The organism is Roseibium sp. QJM3NY_11 (genome assembly GCF_056173175.1).
In genome coordinates this window covers 2903115-2926756 of sequence record NZ_CM149660.1, presented here as the reverse complement: position 1 = coordinate 2926756, position 23642 = coordinate 2903115, and the positions used below count along the sequence as shown (strand labels likewise).

Here is a 23642-nt window from a genome sequence, read left to right as displayed (position 1 = left end):
GCCGCTGTGGCCATGTTTTCCAAGATCCTCATCGCCAATCGCGGCGAAATCGCGCTGCGCATCCTGCGCGCCTGCAAGGAGCTCGGCATCTCGACGGTAGCCGTTCACTCGACCGCCGACGCCGACGCCATGCATGTGCGCCTGGCCGACGAAAGCGTCTGTATCGGACCGCCCGCTGCCCGCGACAGCTACCTGAACATTCCGCAGCTTCTGGCGGCCTGTGAAATCACGGGCGCCGATGCTGTCCACCCCGGATACGGGTTCCTGTCCGAGAACGCCCGCTTCGCGGAAATTCTGGAAGCGCACAATATCGAGTTCATCGGCCCGACTGCGGAGCATATCCGCATCATGGGCGACAAGATCGAGGCCAAGAAGACCGCCAGGGACCTCGGCATTCCGGTTGTTCCGGGCTCCGACGGCGCCGTCACCCCGCAGGACGACGCCCATGCGATCGCCCGCGAGATCGGCTATCCCCTTCTGGTCAAGGCTGCTTCGGGCGGCGGCGGACGCGGCATGAAGGTGGCCCGCACCGAGGCTGATCTCGACACCGCGCTGTCCACCGCGCGCACGGAAGCCAAGGCCGCCTTCGGCGACGACGCGCTCTACATGGAAAAGTATCTCGGCCAGCCGCGTCACATCGAGATCCAGGTCCTGGGCGACGGCAAGGGCAATGCGGTGCATCTGGGCGAACGCGACTGCTCGCTGCAGCGCCGCCACCAGAAGGTTCTGGAAGAGGCCCCCTCGCCGAGCCTCAACGCCGACCAGCGCCGGCAGATCGGCGAAATTGTCGCCAATGCCATGCGGAAGCTGAAGTACCGGGGCGTCGGCACCGTTGAATTTCTCTACGAGAACGGCGAGTTCTTCTTTATCGAGATGAACACACGGCTGCAGGTCGAACATCCGGTCACCGAAATGATCACCGGCATCGATCTGGTCAACGAACAGATCCGCATCGCCGCCGGCGGCTCGCTCGACATGACCCAGGATGACATCCGCTTCGAAGGCCATGCGATCGAGTGCCGGATCAATGCTGAGGATCCGGTCACCTTCATGCCGTCTCCGGGCACCATCACCTATTACCACACCCCGGGCGGACTGGGTGTGCGCGTCGATTCGGGCGTCTATCAGGGCTACAAGATCCCGCCCTATTACGACAGTCTGATCGGCAAGCTGATCGTTCACGGCCGCAACCGCGTGGAATGCATGATGCGCCTGCGCCGGTGCCTGGACGAATTTGTGGTTGACGAGATCAAGTCGACTATTCCGCTTTTCCGCGATCTGGTGGACAATCAGGACATAGCGAACGGTCAGTACGACATTCACTGGCTGGAAAAATACCTGGCTGACAAGTCGTCGAACTGACCGAAACCGGCGAAGGGGCCCGCCCCTTCCCGCCCGGACGGTGGGCATCATGGCTGGATACAAAGATGACATCGTGATGGAAATCACGCCGCAGGTGCTGCTCAAAGCCTATGCCTGTGGCCTGTTTCCCATGGCCGAATCGGCGGAAGAGTCCGGCCTCTTCTGGCTGGAGCCTGAACGGCGCGGTGTCCTGCCCCTCGCCGATTTCCACGTGCCCAGGCGGCTCCGGCGCACCATCCGCAACGACGTTTTCGAAATCCGTATCAGCACGGATTTTCAAGGGATCATCGACGGCTGCGCGGCCCCCAGGCCCGGCCGCCAGAAAACCTGGATCAACCGGGAAATCCGGCATCTGTACGGCGAGTTGTTCGAGATGGGGTACTGCCACACGGTCGAGGCCTGGCAGGACGGCGCGCTTGTCGGCGGTCTGTATGGCGTCAGCCTGAACGGCGCCTTTTTCGGCGAAAGCATGTTCGCCTTCAAGACCGACGCCTCGAAAGTCTGCCTGGCCCATCTGGTTGCCCGGCTGATGGCCGGTGGCTATGCGCTCCTGGACACCCAGTTCGTCACGGATCACCTCGGCACCTTCGGCACGATCGAGGTCACCCAGGCCGAATACAACACCCTGCTGACGGACGCCCTCAAGCTGGAGACCGACTATTACGCCCTGTCGCCGCACTCCGGTGGCGAAGAGGTGCTGGCGGTCCTCGACAACCGTAAGGTTCGGTGAGCAGCTCCATCTGAGCTGCAAACAGTGCGTGAAAACAAAAGCCCCGTCACTTGGCGGGGCTTTTTCAATTCATGTGTCGCCGGCGTCCGGATCAGTTACCCGGCGTCCAGGCCTCGTAGTCACCGCTGACTTCCGGGCGTTCTTCCGGTGTCAGGATCGACCCGTGCGGACGGTAGGCTTCCGGCGTGCCGGTGTGGTTCGGCTCATGCGGCTTCTGCCAATGCTTGGCGTGATAGGTCTCATCGACGGGCGGCGTGTCGACGCGGTGATGCATCCAGCCGTGCCAGCCCGCGGGAATGGTCGATGCGTCAGCGAGACCGTTGTAGGTCACCCAGCGCTTCTTGCCGCCGCGTTCCCTGTAATACTTGTTGCCGAATTCGTCCTCACCGACAAAGTCGCCCTTGCGCCAGGTGAAGAAGCGCGTGCCCATGGTCTGGCCGTTCCACCAGGTGAACAATTCAAGCAGCAGTGTTTTCATGGCCCCTTAGAGGTCCCTTGATTTCAGGTCACAAGGCTCCGCGCCGGATTTGCCGAGCGGAATTTCGCGGACTATGGCGCCAACGGCCGCATCTGTCCAGAGTTTGCTCCCCAGAAAAGCGCCGCGCACGGCCGCCCGGAAGGACCTCAGTGCGGTTTCGCGCCCTTGACGGCGGCAAAGCCGGCCTCACGTATGTGTCTGGCCGCCGCCGAGTGCACCTGTCGGGACTCATTCTTGCCGGCCCCGGCCGGAAAGTCCGGACCGCCGGACTTCGACTCGAACGCCGCCTCGACGGCCCCGTCCAGTTCGGCGCGCTTCTGGGTGGCGATTCGGTGATGCAGGCGCGCGCCCGCCAGCGACTGCATCTTTTCTGCCTGGTGATCCAGGGTCTTCTGAATTCCATAGATGTTGTAGAAGCCGGATTGCTCCAGGATCATCGGACGGTCGTCGTTCAGGATCCACTTGAGCCGCTTGTAGAGCGTCGACGGCGAGACCGGTTTCACCAGCACATGATGGGCCCCCGCCCGCAAGGCCTTGTCCACCAGGGGACGCGTGCCGTGCGCCGTGACGAACAGCATCGGCACGTAGCACAAGGGCTCCATGTGCCGGTGCCGGACCAGGCGCAGGAACTGGTAGCCCGAGGTCGGCGCCATGCGCCAGTCGGTGAGAATCACATTGGGCGGCTCGGCGAGACTCGCCTCCAGGGCTTCGTCGACCCCGTCGAAGACCCGCACCCGGGAGACCTTGAAGCTCGACAGAATCGAACGCAGAATCGTCTGCATCGGCTTGCTGTCTTCCACGACGACAACATCGATGTCTTCTATCGCAAGACCGAACGCGGCGTGATGTTTCATGAAATGCGGCCCCTTTCCCCGGACATTTCCCTGCCCCGTCCGCACTAAACCAGACCCGGCTTAAACCCGCTTGAAACCGGTCCGCGCCATTTTCTTCAAATTTTCATAAAATGCGGTCTATTCTCATCCACAGGCTTTGGCGGAACCGGCTGCGGCATCCCTTCGCCGGGAAAGCAAGCGCTAATTTCCCCAAGGTTCGGCGGACCCCGCCGGGCTCCCCGCTATCCACACCAGCACACAATATTTTGCGTTTGCCCACAATGTGAGCACTAGCTGTTGTCACTCACGCCTTGACCTTAAGAATTCATTTACCTTAGTTTCCTAGTCATTGAGATGGGCGTAGGCGGATCCCGTCCCGGGCTCTCCGGTCATCCAGAAACCACCAGTTCATGCGTACCGCTCCAGGATTTTTCCAGAATCCGGGAGACGGATTTTTGTGTGCCGGCTTTCCGGCGCATGGCGTGACAAACCTGTTGATGACCACTATATATAGTGGACCGAATCACGTGAAACGCTACATACAGACTACAAGACCTGTAGCAGACAGGACGACATCCGGTGACGAGGCAGGCTTTCAGCGCCACGCCGGGTGAGATGCGGACGATAAGTCCGGTTCGAAGCGGACCGGCCGGAATTTGATAAGGGGACAGTGAGAATGCGGATCGAGCGGCGCTATACCAAAGAAGGTCAATCGCCTTACGCAAGCATCGAATTCCGGACCGCGACCAGCGAGATCCGGAATCCGGACGGGTCCATTGTCTTCCGCCTGGCGGACATTCAGGTGCCGACCCAGTTTTCCCAGGTCGCCTCGGACATCCTCGCCCAGAAATATTTCCGCAAGGCCGGCGTGCCGGCGAAGCTGAAGGCCGTCGAGGAGAACACCGTCCCGTCCTGGCTGTGGCGCCACGAGGCCGACCTGGCCGCTCTTGAAAAACTGCCCGAGGACGAGCGCTACGGCTCCGAGATCGACGGCCGTCAGGTGTTCGACCGACTGGCCGGCACCTGGACCTACTGGGCCTGGAAGGGCGGCTACTTCGACCAGGAAGCCGATGCCCAGGCATTCTACGACGAACTGCGCTTCATGCTGGCGACCCAGAAGGTGGCGCCGAACTCCCCGCAGTGGTTCAACACCGGCCTGCACTGGGCCTACGGCATCGACGGCCCGGGCCAGGGCCATTTCTATGTCGATTTCCAGAGCGGCAAGCTGACCAAGTCGAAGAGCTCCTACGAGCATCCCCAGCCCCATGCCTGCTTCATCCAGTCCGTCGGCGACGACCTGGTCAACGAAGGCGGTATCATGGACCTGTGGGTGCGTGAGGCGCGCCTGTTCAAATACGGCTCCGGCACCGGCTCCAATTTCTCCCACGTGCGCTCCGAGGGCGAACGGCTCTCCGGCGGCGGCAAGTCCTCCGGCCTGATGAGCTTCCTCAAGATCGGCGACCGGGCGGCCGGCGCCATCAAGTCCGGCGGCACCACCCGCCGCGCGGCCAAGATGGTCGTCGTCGATGTCGACCATCCCGACATCGAGGAATACATCAACTGGAAGGTCAAGGAAGAGCAGAAGGTCGCGGCCCTCGTCACCGGCTCCAAGGTCTGCCAGAAGCACCTGTCCGCCATCATGCGCGCCTGCATCAACTGCGAGGCGGACAACGGCGACTGTTTCGACCCGGCCAAGAACCCGGCCCTGAAGCGCGAAATCCGTGCCGCCAAGAAGATGATGGTGCCGGACAACTACATCCAGCGCGTCATGCAGTTCGCCCGCCAGGGCTTCACCAAGATCGAATTCCCGGTCTATGACACCGACTGGGATTCGGAAGCCTACCTGACCGTCGCCGGCCAGAATTCCAACAACTCCGTGCGTGTCACCGACGGCTTTCTCAACGCCGTGACCGACGACGGCACCTGGGACCTGACCGCGCGCCGCACCGGCGAGACCCTGAAAACCGTCAAGGCCAAGGACCTGTGGGAGCAGATCGGCTACGCCGCCTGGGCCTCCGCCGATCCGGGTCTGCAGTATCACACCACCATCAACGACTGGCACACCTGCCTGGCCGACGGCGAAATCCGCGCGTCCAACCCGTGCTCGGAATACATGTTCCTGGACGACACCGCCTGCAACCTGGCGTCCCTGAACCTGATGCAGTTCCGCAAGGACGACGCCTCCGTCGACATCGACAGCTTCGAACACGCCGTCCGCTTGTGGACCATGGTTCTGGAAGTCTCCGTGCTGATGGCCCAGTTTCCGTCAAAGGAAATCGCCGAACTGTCCTACAAGTTCCGCACCCTCGGTCTCGGCTACGCCAATATCGGCGGCCTGCTGATGACCTCCGGCATCCCCTACGATTCGGACGAGGGCCGCGCGCTCTGCGGCGCCCTGACCGCGGTCATGACCGGCGTTGCCTATGCGACCTCCGCCGAAATGGCCGGCGAACTCGGCGCCTTCCCGGGCTACAAGAAAAATGCCAAGCACATGTTGCGGGTGATGCGCAACCATCGCCGCGCCGCCCATGGCGAGACCGGCGGCTATGAGGACCTGAACACCGCCCCGGTCGCCCTCGACCATGCCAACTGCCCGGACAAGGTGATCGTGGACCGGGCCAGGAAGGCCTGGGACCGCGCCCTGGAACTTGGCGAGCGCAACGGCTACCGCAACGCGCAATCCACCGTCATCGCCCCGACCGGCACCATCGGCCTGGTCATGGACTGCGACACCACCGGCATCGAACCGGACTTCGCCCTGGTGAAGTTCAAGAAGCTGGCCGGCGGCGGCTATTTCAAGATCATCAACCGCGCCGTTCCCGAGGCTCTCTCCAGGCTCGGCTATTCGGAAAGCCAGATCGCCGAGATCGAGGCCTACGCGGTCGGCCACGCCTCCATCGACCAGGCGCCGGCGATCAATCCGGCAGCGCTCAAGGCAAAGGGCTTCTCCGACGAGAGCCTGGAAAAGATCAAGGCCTCCCTCGGCTCCGCCTTCGACATCAAGTTCGTCTTCAACCGCTGGACGGTCGGCGACGAGCAGATGGCCGCCCTGATGGTTCCGGAAGAAAAGCTGAGCGATCCGGCCTTCGACCTCCTGACCCACATGGGCTTCACCAAGTCAGAGATCGAGGCCGCCAACACCCATGTGTGCGGCGCGATGACACTGGAAGGCGCGCCCTTCCTCAAGGAAGAGCATTACCCGGTGTTCGACTGCGCCAACCCGTGCGGCCGCATCGGCAAGCGCTACCTGTCGGTGGAAAGCCACATCCGCATGATGGCCGCGGCCCAGCCGTTCATCTCCGGGGCGATCTCCAAGACCATCAACATGCCCAATGACGCCACGGTCGAGGACTGCAAGGAAGCCTATCTGCTGTCCTGGAAGCTGGCGCTGAAGGCCAACGCGCTCTACCGCGACGGCTCCAAGCTGTCCCAGCCGCTCAACGCCCAGCTTCTTGCCGATGACGACGAGGACGAGGACGACACGGTCGAGGACATCGCCGCAAAGCCGCAGGCCGCGCGCGCCGAGGTCGTCGCCGAACGCATCGTGGAACGGATCGTCGAGCGGGCCATCCGCGAACGCGAGAAGATGCCGGACCGCCGCAAGGGCTACACCCAGAAGGCCCGCGTCGGCGGCCACAAGGTGTATCTCACCACCGGCGAATACCAGGACGGCCGTCTCGGCGAGATCTTCATCGACATGCACAAGGAAGGCGCCGCTTTCCGCTCTCTGATGAACAATTTCGCCATCGCCATCTCGCTCGGCCTGCAATACGGCGTGCCGCTGGAGGAATATGTCGACGCCTTCACCTTCACCCGGTTCGAACCGGCCGGCATGGTGCAGGGCAACGAGGCGATCAAGAACGCCACCTCGATCCTCGATTACATCTTCCGCGAGCTGGCCGTCTCCTATCTCGGCCGCCACGACCTGGCCCATGTGCCGCCGGAAGCCATCGGCAACACGGCCATGAGCACCGGCCCGAACGAGGGCCGCGGCGACGACGGCAGGACCGGCGGCCACGTGGTCTCCCACGGCCTGGTGCGCGGCCAGACCGAGCGCTTCCGCCTGGTTGCCAGCGGCGACCCCGCCGGCGAGGCCACCGAGGCGATCTCGGTCCAGACCGCCAGCACCCCCGCCGCCCAGGTCTCCGCCGTCGCAACGGCCTTCGCCCGCGGCTCGGAAGCCGCCGCTGCGGTGGAAATCTCCACCTCCCCGGCCCCCCAGCCCAACTCGGCCGCCCAGCAGATCGCCCAGGCCCGCATGAAGGGCTATGAGGGCGAAAGCTGCTCCGAATGCGGCAACTTCACCATGGTGCGCAACGGCACATGTTTGAAATGCGACACGTGTGGCGGCACCAGCGGGTGTAGCTGAAGGATAAAAGCCGGGCGCCGCCCAGGCCGGTCCCCATCGGCCAAGCGCGGTGCCCGGCGCCCAGACAAGGAAAAACCCGCGCGATCGGAGACGATCGGGCGGGTTTTATTCGTGTGTTCTGGTATGAGGTCGGTGTCTCAGGATTGCTGATCGTTTCGCGCTATACGGAGAATAGCAATTCCTCATTTTGTTTCGATGGCAGCTCGCTGCCGCAAAAAAGGCGGGAGACGGTCAATTTCATACTGAGCCATCGATTGCTGACGAGCATCCTCAATTTGACTTTGAAACTTCTTTGCCCACTCCAATTGTTCTTTTGGCATAGGTTTGGCGGTCATCTCGTCGAATTTCGCGAGGCAATCCCGCTCTACACCTTCAAAAGAAAAGTCACTGACCCAACCATTTTCAAAAACATAACGAAGGATCGCCATACAACCGTCAGGTAATTTCTTCCCGTCGCGGAATTGCTTATAAAGCCAAAGTACAATATCCGCGATTTGTATACCTGCGCTCTCGTCATCAGCACACACCTCGAAAGTGCTACCGGCCACTTTCTGGAATTTATGTGACTCTCCGGCCCACAACAATACATCGTCTGATGCTGTAGAATACATGTCGTGCCACATTGCTAACGTTCGCTCAAACTCGCTCTGACGGTCGTGCTTGATACAGGCAACCGGTTGGCGAAAGAGGCCAGAAATTTCCTCCAACCCACTAAGCAAATTCGCGAAAGCTACCATGTTTGGGAAATGTCCTTGTCGGGCAGCCCTACGGTCGACGTGGATCTGGATCGATTCAGGATGGTTTTTTGCCCATTCTAGTCCTTCACGGATTACATCCTGCGACCGTCGATCTGGAAGGCGATCAAGGTTTCTCATTAAACCGGCGCAAACTTCAGGCAGCATCCTCTGCACCGTTTTGTAATTCGGTTCGAGAATGCAACGCCAAAATAACTGGGCGACATCCATGTCAATCAAAAACGACATTTTAAATGTCAACATTAGGCGCAGAAATCGGAAATTGTAATGATGCCAAGCAACGCCAGCATTCTCACCTGAATCCATTAAACTATCGAACATTTTTGTTGCTAAGAGGTACTTTTTCTCCACTCTTGATACGAAGAATTTGGCACCTGAGCGGACTAAAAGTTTTATAATGCGTTGCGCCACGCTCTCTAGCTTTCCAATGCCGAGCTCATTGGCGTGTAGGGCATTTCCCCCTACATCTTTGGCAATGGCAGCAACGAATGCCGCATATGTGACATCGAAGTCTCCTCGAGTGACAAGCGCTGCCGTGAAGAAGTTCGGCTGAGCCTCATCGAAAATGTTGTGTCCAGTGTTTCCTGTTTCATCCACGTAAGCGTGGATCGGCCTTCGCTTTGCCTCTCCCATTTTACGCCCTCCAATCGACCGTCGACCGAAAAAACATCACCAAAATCTATTGCCAAACGAGGGAATTTAGCGTCCGCTCATCAATTGGAATCTGCTAGATGGCAATCTCAATCGCGCAAACCAAGTAGAGAAATCAGAACGTCGAATAAGTGCTCAGTGTTGTTCAAATATAAAACTTGAAGGGCGCCCGCTCGAAGCCCTTGGCTGACCCCATCACCAATACCTCTCCAACCTTGTCTGCGAACCGAACGGTAACCGGCAGGCCGTCATTAAAGTTGCAGGAGTTGTAGTTAATTTTGGTCAGGCCAAGAATATCGCGCAAAACGTCCTCTAGTTCAGGCATCTGACCGGAACTGCGGAGTAAAGAAATAAAAAGTGGGTTCGGGGTTTCCGGGCCGATATAGGTATCAAGGCGCGGCAGAAACCCGTTGCTCCAGAAATACGCATTGAGTTCATCCAGAATCAATGCCGTACCCCTTATGACGGGGTAGTCGCCGTGCCGGAATAGCTTGGTTTCACCGGTAGTCGTTTTGATCCGGACATACACAAGATTGGTTTCATCCGGACACGCCTCGCAAAAGGCGTTCCATTCATTGTCGTCGAACTTCGTCCGACCGTGTATAAACAGCTCTTTTGGCGGTTTGCCGTGTTTGTCCTTGAACGTATCGACCACCTTTTTAAGAAGGTTATGCGCTTCGTCAGCCGGTAGGTGGAACTCCTTTCTCCTTGTCTCCCAAGGACCGTTCGCACCACGAAATACAAGGCCGTCACCTTCATTGAGAAACATCTGCGCCGCGCAGCAAGCGTGCTGCTGAGGGTGATTGGGTATTAGCTTGAAGACAAGCCCCATATAACAAACACCTTCCCTTGCCGAGATCAGTTTCCAGGGTGGTTCGGGACGGGTCTTGTAGTAGAGCCCTGTAGACAGGTTCCAAGCCAGCGTTGCCCGGTCCTGCAATTGACGCTTGGGATTCCCGGCGCTGTTCAAGAATGCTTCCGGAGCCAGTGTTGTTTCACGTATAAGCTGCGAGGTTTTTCCGACCTGCAACATCCTAGCTTTGACCTGACGATGAAAGTCCGGGATATCTTCAAATATCTCCTCTCTAGAAAGGTCGAGTACAGGATCCAGCAAAGGCATATCGGCAGGCTTTTTTTGTTTCTTTCCGAAATCGCCTTTAACAAGCGGCAAGCCTGTCCTCTTTGCTTTCGGCTTACAGCGCTCGAAAATGATGTCCGGCAGAACGAGTACCCAGACATCGACTTCAAGCTCTTCATTGCGTTCGTGATATTCGATTTCCGAAACGTATAGATCGACCACCTTTCGAACGGCCTCATGAAGGTTCAGGTTTCGGGTCGCCTCATCAATCTGCTTTTCGTCAATGCTGCGCTCGACCAGAGTATCTTTATCGACACCAAACCCGAATGCCTCTGTCAGTCCCGGGAAATGGGAAAGATGCAGACGAAATTCCTTGTCACGCGGGCCAGGTGCCGGCACCTCGACAAAACTCTCGATTTCAGCAAGTTTTGAGCGGAAATGGCCGATGCCCGTCGCCGTTCCGACAACGCCTAGGTTTACCGTCACAGTGCGATTGGGCGCTGAGTGCGGGCCGTAAAGATACAGCCCGTCTTTTGGATGATCGCAGGTCTGGCCATGTCCAAAACCCAATTTGGGTTCTTCAATATACAAAATCTCGGAGGTTTGCTCAGGAAGTTCCAACCCGTTCCTCCTCTTCGTCTTCGCTCATCAATTCGCGTCCAGCCAGTACGGATTCATCGGTTTCTTCAGCCTCATCATCGGTTTCATCGGGAAGCGGCGTGGAAACCGGGCTCGTAAAGCTAATCGGCTCTGCCACAATCTTGATTTGCTCTGAGGGAGACAGGGCAAGCGATATGTAAGCGCTGTCGCCGGACAAGATTTCAAGGAATGCTAGCAGACGGCCATACCACTGTTTGTTCCGCCAGCCTTTACACACAGTTCGCCGCAATCGGAACTGGGCGTCAACGCTATCGATAATACTTCCAGCTTTGTTGCCCTCTGCGACCTCGGCGAAAAGAACGCGGTTCTTGATCTTGAAATGGGGGTACGGCCAGAATGCGGGACTCGCGGTAGCTCCGAAATTCCAAACTTTACCTTTTGCGATATTGCGCAACATGGCGGACCGCCGGTCACCCTGGCGACCCCAAGGCACCTTTTTGCTGATGGCGAGCTGGCCGTCACCAACATGATACCCGGATTGAGAAGAGTACTTGTACTCGACAAAACCCTTTTGTCGGCAAAAGTTGTCCCAAGCTTCGCGGAACATAGACATTAAAATGTTATGCGCATCAAATTGAGCAAGATCGATTTCCGGCATTCCATTTTGCTGAAAATCAAGAGTTCCAGTTTCGCATTTGAGTTCCAAAGCGGCTAAGTCGACAAAGAGTTCGGAGACCTCATCGAAGGACAGGAATGTCAGAATTCCTCTATTGTGATAATGGACGGGAAAGCGTGCATCTTTGCATCGTGCGGAAAAAGCACCGATCGATATGGCTCCTTTTGGAACATAGTATTTGATTGTATCCGGAATCGAAGAGATACGAAGCCAGTTGGATATGAGTGCCTCGGGTTGATTCTGAACGGAAATCGAACGCCGTGCCCTATAGTTCTGCCATTCCGGATTGATGGTAACAGGCCCAAAGCGAGGAACATTTTCCTCTTCCAAATACTCAAGCAGATTGTGCAGGCCGTCCGCCCAGCTCTTTGTGAAATCCGCAAATTGCAGGCCAGTTGTACCAAACGGGGCTCGAAAGTTCCTTTCTAGACGAAGCGGAACAATAAACCTTGGATCGGAAAGCTCACGCGACAACCGGTCTGCGATCTCAATTTCTTCCAGGACCCCCCCTTTCGCGAGGGTGCTGGTTTTGCAGCAAAGCAGCATTTTACACGCTTGGTCGTATAGGGTGTCCGTCAAAACCTTTCGCCAGCGGTCGCCAAACTTCAGGCAAAGAATATCGGCAAATACCTTGTATCCGGCTGCTTCCAGTCTAGGCGCTAACCACAGCGCGAAGTCATCGTCATCTGGGGTGCCTTTACTTAAAAAGACAAGATTGCGAATGTCATTTTGAGTTTTGGGATCAGAAGCCGGTTCAACGCTGGTCATCACTCACTCCGCAGCTTCAGGCGGGTAAGTACGCAATTCGGCTAGCAGTGGGCAGGCCCAATCGATTTTCTCAAACATGATCGCATTCTAACGAATAAAGCCACACGCCCAACTAGAATTAGTCAGAGCACACTACTTTTGCCCCTGTTAATTTTCGCCCGAAGACAGGGCTTGGAACAAAATTACTGCGCAGCTTAGGAAAGTCGACGTTTCTAGCTGCCATGCCCCCCAATCCGGGCTGACCAGAAACGCTATCGCGCCCCTTGGTGCCGCAGTGCGAGCCCTATGACGGTCACCCAGGCCGGTCCCTACCGACCAAGAGCGGCGCCTGATGGTCAATCGTGAAAAACCCGCCCGCCGGAGAGAAATCGAGCGCGTTACTTCTTGGCTGCCGATATGGTGCCAGTTCTGGGGAATAAGTCGCCAAAACTCCGTCCCCCAAAGTCCCCCTCCTACCCAAACAATTTCCCCTCGCCTCCTCCCCGCCCCTCGTCTATTGAACTCCCCCATGGCCATCACCCCGATCCTTCAGACCGCCCAGGCGCCCTCCGCCCGCCGCACCGACAGTCTGCGCGGCATCGCGCTGATGGCGATGGGGATGTTTCTGTTTTCCTGCGTCGATACGATGGCGAAGTTCCTGACCGAGACTGTCCATCCCGTCCAGATCGTCTGGTTCCGCCAGAGCGGGCTGCTCCTCGGCGTGCTCGTGCTGATCGGGCTGCAGGGACGGTCGATCCTGGCGTCCCGCAACCCGAAACTGCAGATCGGGCGCGGCGTTCTGGCGGCCTGTTCGGCGACGCTCTTCATCGTCGGTGTCGGCTATGTGCCGCTGGCCGATGCCGTCGCGATCACCTTTGTCGCACCCTTCATGGTGACCGTCCTGGGGGCGCTGATCCTGCGCGAGCCGGTGGGCATCCGCAGGTGGTCCGCCGTCGTGATCGGGTTCCTCGGCACCCTGATCGTCATCCGGCCCGGCCTGGGGGTCGTTCACCCGGCCGCGCTGCTTCTTGTGGTCGCGGCCTCCGCCTTCGCGCTGCGCCAGGTGCTCTCCCGCCTCCTTGCCGGAGCGGACAGGACACGCACCACGGTCGCCTATACGGCCATCGTCTCCTGGGGGCTCTTGAGCCTGCCCCTGCCGTTCGTCTGGCAGACACCGTCGGGCGCGCTGGAGCTCGGCCTGCTGATCGCCATGGCCGTGCTGGCGGCGGTTGGCGAGACCCTTGTCATCATGGCACTGGGCGCTGCCGAGGCGGTCGTCGTCGCCCCGGTCCAGTACAGCCTGCTGATCTGGGGGACGCTTTACGGCTTCCTCGTGTTCGGGCAGTTGCCGGACGGCTGGACCTGGGCGGGCGCCGCGATCATCACGGCGACGGGGCTCTACACGCTGAACCGCGAGCGGCTTGCGATCAAGGCCCTGAAGCGCCACCGCAAATAGCTGCGCCGCCCCCGGTCCGTGCACGAGGCAGGGCAATCGCATCAGCTCCGCCATTGCAGGACTTGATCCTGCAATCCATGCCGAGACCTTGCATCCGGCGAGGCTTGGGTTAGAGGCGATGTATCGGCATGGATGCCTTGGTCGACCCGGTAATCATCCCGTTTTTTACCGGATCGAAAACCGGACTTCAGGCAGCCTGTTTCATTTTCGGCGTGGTTCCGAGCGGAATATCGGCCATGCTCGGCCGGTCCCCGAGAATATGGGCCCTGTCTGCCAGGTGCCGGTCAAGGATCGTCCACAGGGCGCTGCATTCGGCAATGGCGGCGTTGATCGCCGAGGGATCGCGATCCTCGTCAGCGGTCCTGACCAGTTGCCAGAACAGCGTCGTCATGGGCGGATGGAGTGTGGTGGGATACCAGTCCATCCACTGGTTGGCGTGCCCGCGCAGTTCCGGGGTGCCGGGCTGCCATGAAGCCGATCCGTACCTGTCGCAGAGGTAGCGGACGATCGCGTTGGATTCCCACTGGACGTGATCCCCGTCCACCAGGGTCGGGATCCTGCCGTTCGGGTTCCTGGCCAGATAGTCCGCCTTGTCGTTGCCGCCGAACGCGCCGCCGATATCGGCTCGCTCGACCGGCAGGCCGAGCTCGGCGGCACACCACATGACTTTTTGGACGTTGACCGAATTGGCACGTCCCAGAACCTTGATCATCGGCGGCTTCCTGGCTGGTTGACTGTGAAGGGGCCGTGTCTGTATCAGCAACAGGCTGGCCGGTCGATCATCCTTGCGCGGTTTTTGTCCCCGCCGCGACCGCCTGGCGGACGAAAGCCTCGATATCGCCGGCGGGCCGGGCCCCCGAAAGACGGGCAACCTCGCGGCCCTTGTGCCACAGAATCAAGAGCGGAATGCCGCGAATGCCGAGGCGCTGCGAAACCGCGGGAAAATCCTCGGTATTGATCTTGGCAAAGCGTGCCTGGGCGGAGAGAGCCTTGGCCGCCCTGGCGAACTCCGGCGCCATCATCCGGCACGGACCGCACCAGGGCGCCCAGTAGTCGACCACCAGCGGCACCTCGTCGGTCCGCGCCGCCTTGTCATGGGTCCTTGCATCGAGCTCGGCGACATTGCCGGTCATGAGCGGATCGCCGCAGGAACCGCATTTCGGTCCGGCGGTGAGCCTGGCCACCGGCACCCGGTTGGCCTGGCCACAGGTGGTGCATGTCAGTTTTGCCGCGTCCGTCATCGGGTCGATCCAATATACTGGTCCTTGAAAACATACCGGCTTGCTGTCATCCGGCGTGCAAGAGGGGTGGACAAACAGGAATTCATCACCCCGAAGAGGTCCGTTGCGAAACCGCTTTCCTGAGCATCGCCAGCCGGTCGAGAACAGCTTCGCGCCGGTCTTCGAGATCGGCCCGCAGCCGGTCGATGTGGCCGAGTTTTTCCATCAGTTTTTCGATGCCGCCTGCGCAGGGGCCGGCGCCCTCGTCCGTCAGGCAGGCCGCCATGGTCCGGATTTCCCGGGTGGAAAAGCCGGTGGCGATGAAATCGTGAATGCGGCCGGCGCGGCGCAGGTCCGCTTCGGTGTAGAGGCGATAGCCGTTTTCGGACCGGCGCACATCCATCAGGCCGACTTTTTCGTAGTGGCGCAGCATGCGCTGCGTGATCCCGAGCCTCTCCGCCGCTTCCCTGGCCTGCATCGCGGTCCCTTTCGTTCTGTCATGGTTCCAGCAACATATGTGTTGGCGGTCCGACGTGAGATCAAGACACACCGGGCGGCCGCCACGCAGCCGCCCGGCCCCTGGAGCATCAGGCGCGCAGCGCCCAGCCGCCGTCAACTGTCAGCACCTGGCCTGTCAACCAGGCGTTGCCGGAACTGCCCAGCCGCAGGATCCAGGGCACGATATCGGCGGCAAGACCGCGCCGCCCCAGAGGAACCTGGGCTTCCTCCTGCGCCTCGATGTCCCGCGCCATCTCCGCCGGCAGGCCCATCATGCCGGTGAGCGCGCCGCTCCTGACCGGGCCGGGGGAAACCGCGTTCACCCTTATGCCGTCACCGGCCAGTTCGATGGCCCAGGAACGGGTCAGATGCTCCAGGGCGGCCTTTGTCGCCCCGTAGTGAGCCATCGGCGGCGCGGCATTGCGCGACACCGCGGTGCCGATGTTGACGACCGCTCCTTTCGTCTCGCGCAGGGCCGGCAGGCCTTGCTTCACCAGAAGCGAGGGCGCGGTGATGTTCACTGCGCACATGCCGGCGATCACCGCCGCGTCGTAGGCCTCGACCGGCAACGGCCGGCCCGCACCGGCATTGTTGACGATCAGGTCCAGCCGCCCCCACCGGCCCAGAACCGTTTCCGTGATCCGCGCGGCACTGGCCGGATCGGCGCTGTCGGCCTCAAGGGTCGCCAAGTCGCCATGGCGTGCCGCCACATCGGCGAGCCGTGCCGCGCCGCGCCCGGTGACAAGCACCCTGGCGCCCTGTTCCGCCAGCGCCAGCGCGGTCGCCTCGCCAATGCCGGAACTGCCCCCGGTCACAATCGCGACCTTGTCCTGCCAACTGCTTTCTTGTGTCATTTGATGCCTTTCCTGGTTTTGAACGCCGTACACACTGGTGCGCAAATTGGCGCGCAAACCCGGTCTAGGCCCCTGACATTAGTGTCAGGGTCAAGCGCAAAACGGCCCTGTGCCCTGCGCCGGAAGAACGACCGCAAGGCCCCGTGCGCCGACATCCGCTCTGGCGGGCTCACACCAGGGCAAATGCCCCTGTCATGCCCCCCCGACCTCCGTTAGGTTGTCCCGAAACCAGCTTGGAGACCGGACATGGAACTTATCGCGAAGGCAACGGAACTGGTGGGCGGCGCCGTGGCGCTGCTGCGGCGGATCGGGGCGCCGTCCCATCAGGCCATGGGGACAGCACCGGACATACCGGAGGCGAGGAAACAGGGGATCATGACGCTGAAGATGCCGGTGGCCAAAGGCTGGGAGGACGGACATCTGCCCACCTGCGCGCCAGGGCTGAAGGTCAACGCCTTCGCCTCCGGCCTCGAACATCCCCGCTGGATCGAGGTTCTGCCGAACGGCGATGTTCTGGTTGCCGAATCCAAGGAACAGGCCGGACCGCCCAAGACCCTGATGGACCGCGCCGCCCAGGCCACAATGCGCCGGGCCAGGGCCATCGGCGAAAGCGCCAACCGAGTGACCCTGTGGCGGGACGCCGACGGCGACGGCGTCGCCGAGCAACGGGAGGTTTTTGTCGAAAATCAGAACCAGCCCTTCGGCATGGCCCTGGTCGGAACGAAATTCTATCTCGGCAACACTGACGGCATCGTGGTCTTCGACTATGCTCCCGGCGCCACATCGCTGGCGGGTCCCGGCAGGAAGCTCGTGGAATTCAAGCCGCACGGCCACTGGACGCGCAGCCTGATCGTGTCGCCGGACGGGACAAAGATCCATGCCGGGGTCGGATCGCTCACCAACATCGCCGATGACGGCATGGAAGTGGAAAAAGGCCGGGCGGCGATCTGGGAGCTGGACATAGCGAGCGAAAAGGCACGTATCTTCGCATCAGGCCTGCGCAACGCCGTCGGCATGGCCTTCGAGCCGGTCACCGGGGCGCTGTGGACGGCGGTCAACGAACGCGACGGTCTCGGCGACGAGACGCCGCCCGATTACCTGACCTCGGTCAAGGACGGCGGCTTCTACGGCTGGCCCTATTGTTACTGGGGCGACACGGTGGACGACCGCGTGCCGCAGGACGCAGAGATGGTCGCCAGGGCGATCAGGCCGGATTATGCCCTGGGTGGGCACACGGCGTCCCTCGGCCTGTGCTGGATGCCCGCAGGCACCCTGCCCGGCTTCGGCGACGGCATGGTGATCGGGCAGCACGGATCCTGGAACCGCTCGAAGCTGAGCGGCTACAAGCTGATCTTCGTGCCGTTCGAAAACGGCAAGCCGAACGGCCCGCCCCGCGACATTCTCAGCGGCTTCCTGTCCGAGGACGAAAAGACCGCCTACGGACGCCCGGTCGGCGTGACGATCGGAGCTGACAAGAAGTCGCTGCTGATGGCCGACAACGTCGGCGATATCATCTGGCGCGTCACGGCGGCCTAGCTGCCTGCACCGTGTTCGCGATAAAGGCTCCGGACGCCTGACCGCGCCCGAAGCCTTCATGGAGCCCTTCATGGTGCCTTCGTATTGCTGACGTCCTATTCGGCCCGGCGTCCGGTTTCATTCAGGTCGCCATCGAGCTCGATGTCGAACTGTTTGCCGCCCTTGCAGATGACGTCGTCAAGCTCGAAGCCGTCCTCGGTGACCTCGATGTCGTCCGGCGCCATCTGGCATTCCATAGCGGTCAGCTTGGCCATGATCGCGGCTTCCGTTTCCGCACTGACCTCCGCTTCACCAGCGGCAAAAACACTCGTGGAAAAGGCAAATACCGCCGTCACGGCCATGATCGAAGTCTTCATTTGATGTCCCCCTGTACCCGGATGTTGACTGTCACTGGATGTTGAAAGTTACTTTTTGAGATCCGCCCGTGGAGCCGGGAATTCTGAGCGTGTGGCTTCCGGGCTTGATGGCGACGAAGGAAAGTTCGGCGGTTCCCGCCGCGTCGAATTCAAGACTGTCGATGGCCATCGGCCGGACTTCGATCTGGTTGATGACGATCTCGTTCATCCAGATCGCCCGGAAGAAATCGGGGCCTGAGACCGCAAGCTCGGCCGATCCGTCGGCGGTGATGAAAATCTTGTAGTAGGCACCGGACTGAAGCGTGTAGGCGCCCTCCTCGGAGAGCGGCTGGCCGGAGGCCAGGGTCAGTTCGATCGGCTCGCCCCGGTTGCAGGAGGCCAGCAGCCCCGCGAACCCGAGATCGTCGCACAGTGGCGCGGCCAGCGCGGGATGCGCCAGCAGCGTCATCAGCGAGGCAAGAAATATGCGTTTCATCGAAGAGTTTCTCCCTGTTGTCGGTCAGTTCGGCTGCACAACGACACCCCAGGGCTGTTGCCCCACCTGAATGGACTTGATCGCTTCCTGCGCCTCGACATCGATCACGGTGATATCGTTCGAATTGCCGTTTGTCGTGAGCAGGTATTTCTCGTCAGGGGTGAAGGCGAGTTGCCAGACGCGCTGGCCCACGAGAATGTATTTCTCCACCTCGTAGGTCTGCGCATTCACCACCGCGACACGGTTTGCCGGACCGAGCGCGACGAACAGCCATTTGCCGTCCCCCGTGACCCTGGCTCCGACCGGCTGCAGCCATTCCGGCAGGACACCGGGCACCGAAAAGCCGATCTTGTGAACCAGGGTCGGCGTGCCGTCCGCGGCAATGTCCATCACGCTGACCGTGCCGCCGATCTCCGATGTCACGAAGAGTTTCGTGCCGTCGCTGGAATATTGTGCATAGCGCGGGCGCTGGTCGACCAGCACGTTGTGCCTGATCTTGTAGTCCTCGGTGGAGATGAAGTGCGCCATGTTCGTCGTTTCCGACGTGTTCACAACCCATTTCGCATCCGGGCTGATCGCCATGCCTTCCGGCTCGACACCGACCGGCACCTCGGCAAGCACCGTATGGCTCTGCGTGTCGGTCACCGTGACGATATTGTCGTCCTCATTGGCGATATAGAGCGGATTGCCCTCAGGATGGATCACGAACAACTCAGGATCCGGGCCGGAGGGCAGCGTGTAGACCTCCTGATAGGTTTCGGTGTCGAAAACGCGGACCGTGTCGTCGTCGGAGGCGCACACATAAAGCAGCGCCCCATCCGGGCTGATGGTGATCCCGCGCGGCCGGTTTCCGGCGGGAAACTCCTCAAGAACCTCCCACGTGTCGCTGTCGACGACCGTGACGGTGTTGCCTCTTTCGTTGCTCACGAACACCTTGTTGGCAAAGGCCGGGGACGCCGCCGTGACGGCAAGGCAAAGCATGGTCAGGAAACGAGCGGTCATCGGGCACACCTTGTTCAAACTCCCTCAATCAGGTTCGCGGGACCCGCCGTGCGGGCGGATCGGTGTCAGGGCCGGCAGGCCGCCGGCAACCGCACGGCCTTCCCCGGAGAAGTCCAGCCGGGAAAAGAGAAGGAGCCAGGGCAGGCAATCCGCAGGACAGCGGTCCGGATATCCAGCGCCGCGGCGGGAGTGACGCCGCAATCGTGAGGAGGCACGATGGCACCGACCGTTTTCCCGGCTCCTTCCTGCTTTTCCACTTCGAACGCTAGCAGCGCGCCCCGCGCCGTGCCTCCCAAAAGTCACCGGGAACAATCGGCAATGCCATTGCCGATTGTTCCCGGTTTCGAGTTCTTTGATCGACGGATGTCATTCCTCGCGCTACGGTTTGCCGGTTGGAATTGAGGAGGAATTTGTGTTCGGTCGAATGCATCTGAACCGTCAGGCAGTGCTTTCCATCTGTCTGGTTCACCTGGTTGCAGTCTCCCTGACGACCGCAATCCTGGTTGCGAACGCACGCGAAGCGGTCCGCCTGGAGATCGATGCCAGCGCCAACAGCGCAAGAGCGCTGGTCCTGTCCAATCTGGGTTACGCACTGCGCCAGTCCTCGCCCGCCGACGTGCTGCCGCGCCTTGCGGAGATCCTGGTGGCGCCGCGGCATGTCGACATCACGCTGCTCGACGCGCGCCTGGGCGTTCTGCCCTTGCGGCAACTCTCCAGGACGGACGAACCGGGCGCTGCGCCCGACTGGTTCGTGCGGCTGGCAACACCCGGGCCCCGGGAAACACGCATTCCGATCGAGACCAACGGCAGATTGCACGGCTATGTTTCGATGACGGCGGCCCCCGGCGACGAGATCGCCGAGGTCTGGCATGACGTCGCCAGCATGATCTGGATCGTGGCCGGCACCGCGATGGTGTCCGCACTGATCGTGACGATGTTGGTGAACCGGACCCTCCGCCCCCTCGAAACGCTGCGAACGGCGCTCGCCCAGCTTCGGCAGGGACAGCATTCGGTCCGGGTCGGACGTGGCGCAAGTGCCGATCTGGTACCGATTTTCGAGGGCTTCGACGCCCTCTCGGAAGCCCTGGAGACCGCCGAGGCGGACCGGGTGAGGCTGAACCGCAGAATTGTCGAACTCGGCGATGCGGAACGCCGCACTCTCGCCATGGAACTTCATGACGAGTTCGGCCCCTGTCTGTTCGGATTGAAAGTCAAATCATCCGCGATCGCCCGCGCCGCTGAAGCGAACAACGACCGGGACCTTGCGCAGGACGCGTCAAGCATTCAGTCGATCGTCGCGCAGATCCAGGCTTCCAACAGCCGCCTCCTGACGACGCTCAGACCGATGGCGATCGGCCAGTTGCCGCTGATCGATGCTCTTCTGGATCTCTTCGCGGCGTTTCGCAAGACCCACCCCGATGTCGACTGGCGCGTGGATCTCCCGCAACACTTGCCCGAGACACCCGAGATCGTCGATCTCACCGTCTACCGTTTTTTCCAGGAAGGCGTGACCAATGCCCTTCGCCATGGCAAACCTGGCCGCATCACCGTATCCTTGTCGCGGCAGGAAACAGAGGGCGGTGCGACGCTGCAGCTCGGCGTGGAGGACGACGGCCTGGGCATGACCGGCGAGCGCAACGAAGGCAGGGGCCTGACGGCCATGCGCGACCGGATCCGCGCGGTCGGTGGAGGCCTGACCATCGACGCGACCGAAGCCGGAGGAACCAGACTGACCTCCCGCCTACCCATGCTGATGTCCTCGGACCGTCCCGAGGGATTGCGGGCAGTCTCATGAAAACGGCGCTTGTCATCGACGATCATCCGGTTACCCATCTGGGCTGCGGGCAGCTTCTGCGCGAACTGGACTACACGCATGTTCTCGAAGCCCTGACCGACCGGGACGCCCTGTCCCTGGCCAGGACGCACACGCCCGACCTCATCATTCTCGATCTCGGCATGCCCGGCCTCGGCGGACTGAACCTGATAGACCCGTTGCTGCGGCAGGTGCCACACGCGCGCATCCTCATCTTCTCGATGAACGAACAAGCCGTTTTCGTTGCCAAGGCCCTGTCCGCCGGCGCCGCGGGCTATCTGACGAAGAACTCCGGGCCGGACCAGTTTCATGCCGCGGTCCAGGCGCTGGAAGCGGGAAAAATCTATCTGGAACATGAAATGGCCATGTCCGTAGCAACGTCCAAGATCGGCGGGCATGCCGATCCGCTCTCCATGCTGACGGAGCGGGAGTATCAGGTTCTGCGCCTGCTTGGTCAGGGCGACGACCTCCAGGCAATCGCGGACGCGCTTCGTATCAGCTACAAGACAGCCGCCAACACGTCCTCCGCGATCAAGAAAAAACTCGGCGCCAGGAACACGACCGAGCTGATCCGGGTTGCGATCTCGTCTGGCGTCGTCTCTTAAACAACGGGCTTGCCAGAAAGGTCTGCACAAGACGCTCCGGCGCCAGGTGCCCGACCCGGTGTTGAAGGCCGAAGCGTTAAAGGCCGAAGTGTTGAAGGTCGAGGCGGGGTGGCCTGTGACGCCCCCTCACCGCTCTCTCCGGCGATCATCCGGAAACCGGCGAAGGCGATCGTGACGAGCGGGTTCAGCAGGTTGAAAACCGCGCAGGAGATAGAGGACACCGTCCCGGCCCCCAGCGTCGCAGCCATATACGCGCCGCAACGGTCCCAGGGAACCAGCGCGCTTGTCACGGGGGCGGAAACCCCGACGGCGCAGGCGGCATGACGGCCCAAGACGGCGCGTCATACCTCGCCCATGTGACCTAGGCGTTGGCGACGAGATAATCCATTGCCGCGTTCGCCCCGCCTTTCCGGTGAGGCACACCGGCTTTTTCCAGGGCCATTTCAATGCCGGAGAGAGTTCCCATCAGCATCAGGTCGTTGAAATCGCCCAGATGCCCGATCCGGAACACGCGATCGGCAACCTTCGACAGGCCGTTGCCAAGCGAAATGTTGTAATTTTCCAATGCCACCGCCCTGAAGGCGTCCGCACTATGGCCTTCGGGCATGAGAACGGCCGTCAACACGCCGCTTTCCTGGCCCTGCCGGTTGCACAGAACCTCCAGCCCCCAGGCCGCGACCGCGGCACGGGTTGCCTTACCGTGGCGGGCGTGGCGGGCAAACACACTGGCCATGCCTTCTTCCCGAAGCATGTCGATGGCCACATTGAGCCCGTAGAGCAGGTTGGTCGCCGGCGTATAGGGGAAATAGCCCACTTCATTTGGGCCGATCATCTCCTGCCAGTCCCAGTAGGACCGCGGCAAAGCCGCCGTCCGGGATTGCTCCAGCGCCTTCGCACTGACGGCATTGAAGGACAGTCCCGGCGGGAGCATCAGTCCCTTTTGCGATCCGGACACACAGACATCCACACCCCACGCGTCGAACTGAAAATCCAGCGAGGCCAGGCCGGAGATCGAATCCACCAGATAAAGGGCCGGATGACCGGCGGCGTCGATGGCCCGGCGGACCTCGGCGATCGGTGAAACCGATCCCGTGGAGGTCTCGTTGTGAACGACACAAACAGCCTTGATTTCATGGTTTGTGTCCGCGCGCAGCCGGTCCTCGATCTGTTGCGGGTCGGCGCCGCCGCGCCAGTCGCCCGCGATCACCTCGGTGTCCAGGCCGATTTTCTGTGCCAGTTTCTGCCAGAGCATCGCAAAATGACCGGTCTCGAACATGACTACCTTGTCGCCGGGCGACAAGGTGTTGACCAGCGCCGCTTCCCAGGCGCCCGTGCCGGAAGCCGGATAGATGAACACATTGGATCGGGTCTGAAAGATTTCCTGGAGGCCCTCGAGGGCTTTCCGGCCAACCTGGGGAAAGTCCGGTCCCCTGTGGTCAATCGTCTGCATGGCGATTGCTCTCAGGATTCGTTCCGGAACAGCGCTCGGCCCCGGAATTTGAAGAAAGTGATGTCCAGTCGCACGCATGGATCGTCCGCCTTGCTTGT

Annotated in this window: 20 protein-coding genes; 7 read left to right on the top strand and 13 right to left on the bottom strand. The window is 60.9% G+C overall.

Features of this window, described 5'->3' with window-relative positions:
- The first annotated feature begins 12 nt into the window (after positions 1-12).
- The gene (gene accC / locus AC0VX3_RS13590; protein ID WP_475520986.1) at positions 13-1362 is read left to right on the top strand and encodes an acetyl-CoA carboxylase biotin carboxylase subunit; all 1350 of its coding nucleotides are present in this window, start codon (positions 13-15) and stop codon (positions 1360-1362) included.
- A 49-nt stretch (positions 1363-1411) separates the two neighbouring features.
- The gene (gene aat / locus AC0VX3_RS13585; protein ID WP_475520985.1) at positions 1412-2092 is read left to right on the top strand and encodes a leucyl/phenylalanyl-tRNA--protein transferase; all 681 of its coding nucleotides are present in this window, start codon (positions 1412-1414) and stop codon (positions 2090-2092) included.
- Between the two features lie 91 nt (positions 2093-2183).
- Here the strand turns inward: aat and AC0VX3_RS13580 are convergent, their stop codons facing one another.
- Positions 2184-2570 carry an NADH:ubiquinone oxidoreductase subunit NDUFA12 gene (locus AC0VX3_RS13580; RefSeq protein WP_342895824.1) on the bottom strand — a complete coding sequence of 129 codons (387 nt, stop codon included), beginning with the start codon at positions 2568-2570 and terminating at the stop codon, positions 2184-2186.
- 146 nt (positions 2571-2716) lie between these two features.
- Positions 2717-3424: a response regulator gene (locus tag AC0VX3_RS13575; protein ID WP_475520984.1), complete on the bottom strand. Its 708-nt coding sequence runs from the start codon at positions 3422-3424 to the stop codon at positions 2717-2719.
- A gap of 655 nt (positions 3425-4079) precedes the next feature.
- Between AC0VX3_RS13575 and AC0VX3_RS13570 the strand changes: the two genes are divergently transcribed.
- The gene (locus AC0VX3_RS13570; RefSeq protein ID WP_475520983.1) at positions 4080-7772 is read left to right on the top strand and encodes a vitamin B12-dependent ribonucleotide reductase; all 3693 of its coding nucleotides are present in this window, start codon (positions 4080-4082) and stop codon (positions 7770-7772) included.
- Between the two features lie 182 nt (positions 7773-7954).
- Here the strand turns inward: AC0VX3_RS13570 and AC0VX3_RS13565 are convergent, their stop codons facing one another.
- The 3 genes from AC0VX3_RS13565 to AC0VX3_RS13555 all read right to left on the bottom strand — a co-directional run bounded on the left by AC0VX3_RS13565 (position 7955) and on the right by AC0VX3_RS13555 (position 12300).
- Positions 7955-9160, bottom strand: coding sequence for a DUF3800 domain-containing protein (locus AC0VX3_RS13565; RefSeq protein WP_475520982.1), 1206 nt, complete (start codon positions 9158-9160; stop codon positions 7955-7957).
- 163 nt (positions 9161-9323) lie between these two features.
- Positions 9324-10877: an argonaute/piwi family protein gene (locus AC0VX3_RS13560; protein WP_475520981.1), complete on the bottom strand. Its 1554-nt coding sequence runs from the start codon at positions 10875-10877 to the stop codon at positions 9324-9326.
- Positions 10864-12300 carry a toll/interleukin-1 receptor domain-containing protein gene (locus tag AC0VX3_RS13555; protein WP_475520980.1) on the bottom strand — a complete coding sequence of 479 codons (1437 nt, stop codon included), beginning with the start codon at positions 12298-12300 and terminating at the stop codon, positions 10864-10866. The genes AC0VX3_RS13560 and AC0VX3_RS13555 overlap by 14 nt, the downstream gene beginning before the upstream one ends.
- Before the next feature lie 508 nt (positions 12301-12808).
- Here AC0VX3_RS13555 and AC0VX3_RS13550 point away from each other — a divergent pair.
- Entirely contained in the window at positions 12809-13735 is a 927-nt protein-coding gene (locus AC0VX3_RS13550; RefSeq protein WP_475520979.1) for a DMT family transporter, read from the top strand.
- A 187-nt stretch (positions 13736-13922) separates the two neighbouring features.
- Here AC0VX3_RS13550 and AC0VX3_RS13545 read toward each other — a convergent pair whose 3' ends face one another.
- The 4 genes from AC0VX3_RS13545 to AC0VX3_RS13530 form a co-directional block, all read right to left on the bottom strand.
- Positions 13923-14447, bottom strand: a complete 525-nt coding sequence (locus AC0VX3_RS13545; RefSeq protein ID WP_475520978.1) for a glutathione S-transferase family protein — start codon at positions 14445-14447, stop codon at positions 13923-13925.
- Positions 14448-14514: 67 nt separating this feature from the next.
- A complete protein-coding gene (gene trxC, locus AC0VX3_RS13540; protein WP_475520977.1) occupies positions 14515-14976 on the bottom strand; it encodes a thioredoxin TrxC in 462 nt (153 codons plus the stop codon).
- 85 nt (positions 14977-15061) lie between these two features.
- Positions 15062-15433, bottom strand: a complete 372-nt coding sequence (locus AC0VX3_RS13535; RefSeq protein ID WP_475520976.1) for a MerR family transcriptional regulator — start codon at positions 15431-15433, stop codon at positions 15062-15064.
- Between the two features lie 109 nt (positions 15434-15542).
- Positions 15543-16307: an SDR family NAD(P)-dependent oxidoreductase gene (locus tag AC0VX3_RS13530; RefSeq protein ID WP_475520975.1), complete on the bottom strand. Its 765-nt coding sequence runs from the start codon at positions 16305-16307 to the stop codon at positions 15543-15545.
- Positions 16308-16553: 246 nt separating this feature from the next.
- Between AC0VX3_RS13530 and AC0VX3_RS13525 the strand changes: the two genes are divergently transcribed.
- Complete coding sequence (locus AC0VX3_RS13525; protein WP_475520974.1) at positions 16554-17843, top strand: PQQ-dependent sugar dehydrogenase; 1290 nt, start codon at positions 16554-16556, stop codon at positions 17841-17843.
- A gap of 95 nt (positions 17844-17938) precedes the next feature.
- Here the strand turns inward: AC0VX3_RS13525 and AC0VX3_RS13520 are convergent, their stop codons facing one another.
- From AC0VX3_RS13520 to AC0VX3_RS13510, 3 genes are read right to left on the bottom strand one after another with little or no spacing between them, the layout of a single operon-like run.
- Positions 17939-18199: a PepSY domain-containing protein gene (locus AC0VX3_RS13520; protein ID WP_475520973.1), complete on the bottom strand. Its 261-nt coding sequence runs from the start codon at positions 18197-18199 to the stop codon at positions 17939-17941.
- Positions 18200-18230: 31 nt separating this feature from the next.
- Positions 18231-18674: a cupredoxin domain-containing protein gene (locus AC0VX3_RS13515; protein ID WP_475520972.1), complete on the bottom strand. Its 444-nt coding sequence runs from the start codon at positions 18672-18674 to the stop codon at positions 18231-18233.
- 24 nt (positions 18675-18698) lie between these two features.
- Positions 18699-19676: a YVTN family beta-propeller repeat protein gene (locus AC0VX3_RS13510; RefSeq protein WP_475520971.1), complete on the bottom strand. Its 978-nt coding sequence runs from the start codon at positions 19674-19676 to the stop codon at positions 18699-18701.
- A gap of 412 nt (positions 19677-20088) precedes the next feature.
- Between AC0VX3_RS13510 and AC0VX3_RS13505 the strand changes: the two genes are divergently transcribed.
- Together AC0VX3_RS13505 and AC0VX3_RS13500 are read left to right on the top strand one after the other, a co-directional pair.
- Positions 20089-21471, top strand: a complete 1383-nt coding sequence (locus AC0VX3_RS13505) for an ATP-binding protein (RefSeq protein ID WP_475520970.1) — start codon at positions 20089-20091, stop codon at positions 21469-21471.
- Complete coding sequence (locus AC0VX3_RS13500; RefSeq protein WP_475520969.1) at positions 21468-22094, top strand: response regulator; 627 nt, start codon at positions 21468-21470, stop codon at positions 22092-22094. Before AC0VX3_RS13505 ends, AC0VX3_RS13500 begins: the two co-directional genes overlap by 4 nt.
- Positions 22095-22455: 361 nt before the next feature.
- Here the strand turns inward: AC0VX3_RS13500 and AC0VX3_RS13495 are convergent, their stop codons facing one another.
- Positions 22456-23622, bottom strand: a complete 1167-nt coding sequence (locus AC0VX3_RS13495) for a pyridoxal-phosphate-dependent aminotransferase family protein (protein ID WP_475520968.1) — start codon at positions 23620-23622, stop codon at positions 22456-22458.
- Between the last annotated feature and the right edge of the window lie 20 nt (positions 23623-23642).